At 51.2% G+C, this 2,681-nt stretch carries 3 protein-coding genes; 2 read left to right on the forward strand and 1 reads right to left on the reverse strand.

From position 1 onward, the window contains the following. On the reverse strand, positions 1 to 1,217 hold a 1,217-nt coding region (gene dnaG / locus Q0369_RS04990; protein WP_298096814.1), incomplete at its 3' end, for a DNA primase. A gap of 60 nt (positions 1,218 to 1,277) precedes the next feature. Between dnaG and Q0369_RS04995 the strand changes: the two genes are divergently transcribed. Next, positions 1,278 to 2,303, forward strand: a complete 1,026-nt coding sequence (locus Q0369_RS04995; protein ID WP_298096817.1) for a tetratricopeptide repeat protein — start codon at positions 1,278 to 1,280, stop codon at positions 2,301 to 2,303. Next, positions 2,281 to 2,681: ribonuclease HI (rnhA, locus tag Q0369_RS05000; protein ID WP_298096820.1), on the forward strand; the 401-nt coding region annotated here is incomplete at its 3' end. The genes Q0369_RS04995 and rnhA, both read left to right, overlap by 23 nt.

Genomic DNA, 2,681 nt, shown 5'->3' on the forward strand with positions numbered 1-2,681 from the left:
GGCGAGACGTTTAAAATTTGCGCCACTAGGCTCTGATAGGACTCGGCGAGCACAGGGCCGAGCGCTACGGTAAATTCTTTGATCTCATTTAGCGCCGCTTCTTTTTGCACGGGGCGGGCGAGGTCGTATTTTTTAGCGATTCTTCGGATCAGAAACTCCCCGCTCTCCATGCCGCTAGCATAAATTTGTTCTAGCTCGCGCACCTTGCCCGCAACTATCATATCCGCAGGATCGGCACCGCCGCCGATTATAGCGACGCTTGAGTCGATCTTATTCAGACACAAAAGCCGTGCCGATTTTATCGCCGCATTGATGCCCGCGGCGTCGCCGTCGAAGCTAAGCACGACGTTAAGCTCCGCGCGCTTTATAAGCGGCAGATGAGCGGGCGTCAGCGCCGTGCCGAGCACCGCTACGGCGTTGTCGATACCCGCTTGATGCAGCATGATGACGTCCATGTAGCCCTCGGTGATGATGAGGGTTTTTTTGGCGATCGCGCTTTTTTTCGCAAGGTCGAATGCGTAGAAAATTTTAGATTTATCAAACACCGCGCACTGCGGCGAATTGACGTATTTAGCGGGATTATCGCTTATCGTGCGGCCGCCGAAGCCTACGAGCTTGCTTGCGTGGTTGTAGATCGGAAAGGTGATGCGCTCGATGAAGCTTGCGTAGAGCCCGCGCTCGTTTTGCTTCACCGCGCCCGCATTTAACGCATCTTGCGGCGGAATTTCTTCGTTTTGCAAAACTCTGATCGTCTGCGCACTAGCTCCTGCGTATCCAAGGCCGAATTTGCGAATGCTTTGATCGCTCAGTCCGCGATCGTGTAGGTATTTTACGGCGGCGGGATTTTGATAAAGGCAGCTTTGGTAGTAGGCGTTTAAAATCCCGAGCACCTTCTTCTCTTCGCTGCGTTCCTGGACTTTAGCGCCGGTGTATTGCAGCGCGAAATTATACATCCCCGCAAGCTTTTCGACCGCTTCGGGAAAGCTTATCTTTTCGTAATCTTGGATAAATTTAATCGCGTTGCCGCCGGCCTTGCACGAAAAGCAGTGAAAAATTCCAAGCTTTGAACTCACGCTCATGCTCGGGTGCGAATCGTCGTGGAAGGGGCAGACGCCTACGAAATTTGCGCCGCTGCGCTTAAGCGGGACATATTTTTCTACGACGTCTACGATATCTACGGTGGCCAGCAGATTTTCTATGCTTTCGTTTTTAATCATAAGCGAAATTATACCCGCACTTTGCTATAATTGCCCTTTATTTTTGCGACGAGGTTTGATTTGGATAATTTTTTCTTAGACGATCGCGACCCGATTTTCGGGCTTATCATGCTGATAAGCATAATCTTACTGGTGTCGATTCTAAGCTACATTTGGGGAGTTTTTTCTAAAAAAAACGAGAGGCAGAGCTTAGAGAATTTCATCAAAAAATTTGACACCCTAGACGCGCTTAGCACCGAGCATAGACAGCTTTTAGCAAGCCCGCAAATCGACATCCCGACGCTTGGAATTTTAGCTAGCTCTTTCGTCAAAAGCGGCGACTTCGAGCGCGCGATAGAAATTTATCTAATCGCGCTAAGTAAGGCTAGCGGCGGCGTGCAGAGGGAGTTTATCCTCACCAATCTCGGTATCGTATATTTCAAAGCGGGCTTTTTGGGGCGCGCCGAAGAGGTGTTTTTGCAGGCGCTGAAGCTACGCCCCAGAAACAAAGAGGCTCTTACGCATCTTACGGTGATTTATGAGCGGCTCAAGCGCTTTAATGAAGCGCTTGAGGTGCTTGACGCGCTACGCGAGCAGGATGCCGAAGTATATGCTCAAAGCCAGTTCGAGCGCGCGCAAATTATCGCAAACGACGCCAATACGCCGTTTAATAAAAAGATCTCTAAAATTTCAAAGCTAAACTTCAAAGGCGCGGGGCGGTTTTGCATGGAGCTTTTTATCAAAAACAAAGAGCCTATGGAGGGTTTCGATCGCTTCCCGCCGATTGAGCAGGCGATCGATCTGATCTATGATTCCCCTGCGGCGGTAAATACGCAGGATGCGGAGTACAATGCGCTTTTTTACGCGCTTGGAAAAAGCGATCAAAAGCCGCAGAGCGCGAGTAAAATTTTTGAGATTAACGCGCTTATGGCTATGAAAGACGCGGGCTTTGAGGACGCCAGGCTTAGCTTTAGCTACACCTGCGCGAAGTGCAAAAGCTCGGTGGGGCTCTTCTCGCACCGTTGCCCAGTCTGCTATGAGCTAGGCAGCATGGAGATCAGGGCGCAAATTTCGGAGAAAACCGGTGAAATCGGTCAAACTTTTTAGCGACGGTAGCTGCCTCGGAAACCCGGGAGCGGGCGGCTGGGCTTATATCTTGCAATACGGCGACGCGATAAAAAAGGCAAGCGGCGCAGAGGCGATGACAACGAATAATCAAATGGAGCTAACAGCCGCTATAATGGGGCTTAGCGCGCTTAAGCAACCCTGCCGCGTCGAGCTTTTTACCGACAGCGAATATGTCGTTAAAGCGATAAATTCCTGGCTCGCAAAATGGGTCGTTACCGATTTTAAGGGCAAGAAAAACGCGGATCTGTGGCGCAGATACCTTGCGGCGGCGGCACCTCACGAGATCAGGGCCTCGTGGGTCAAGGGGCATGCGGGACATCCGCAAAACGAGGAGTGCGACGCTATGGCTCGCGCGGC

Source organism: uncultured Campylobacter sp., from assembly GCF_938030685.1.
GTDB lineage: Bacteria > Campylobacterota > Campylobacteria > Campylobacterales > Campylobacteraceae > Campylobacter_B.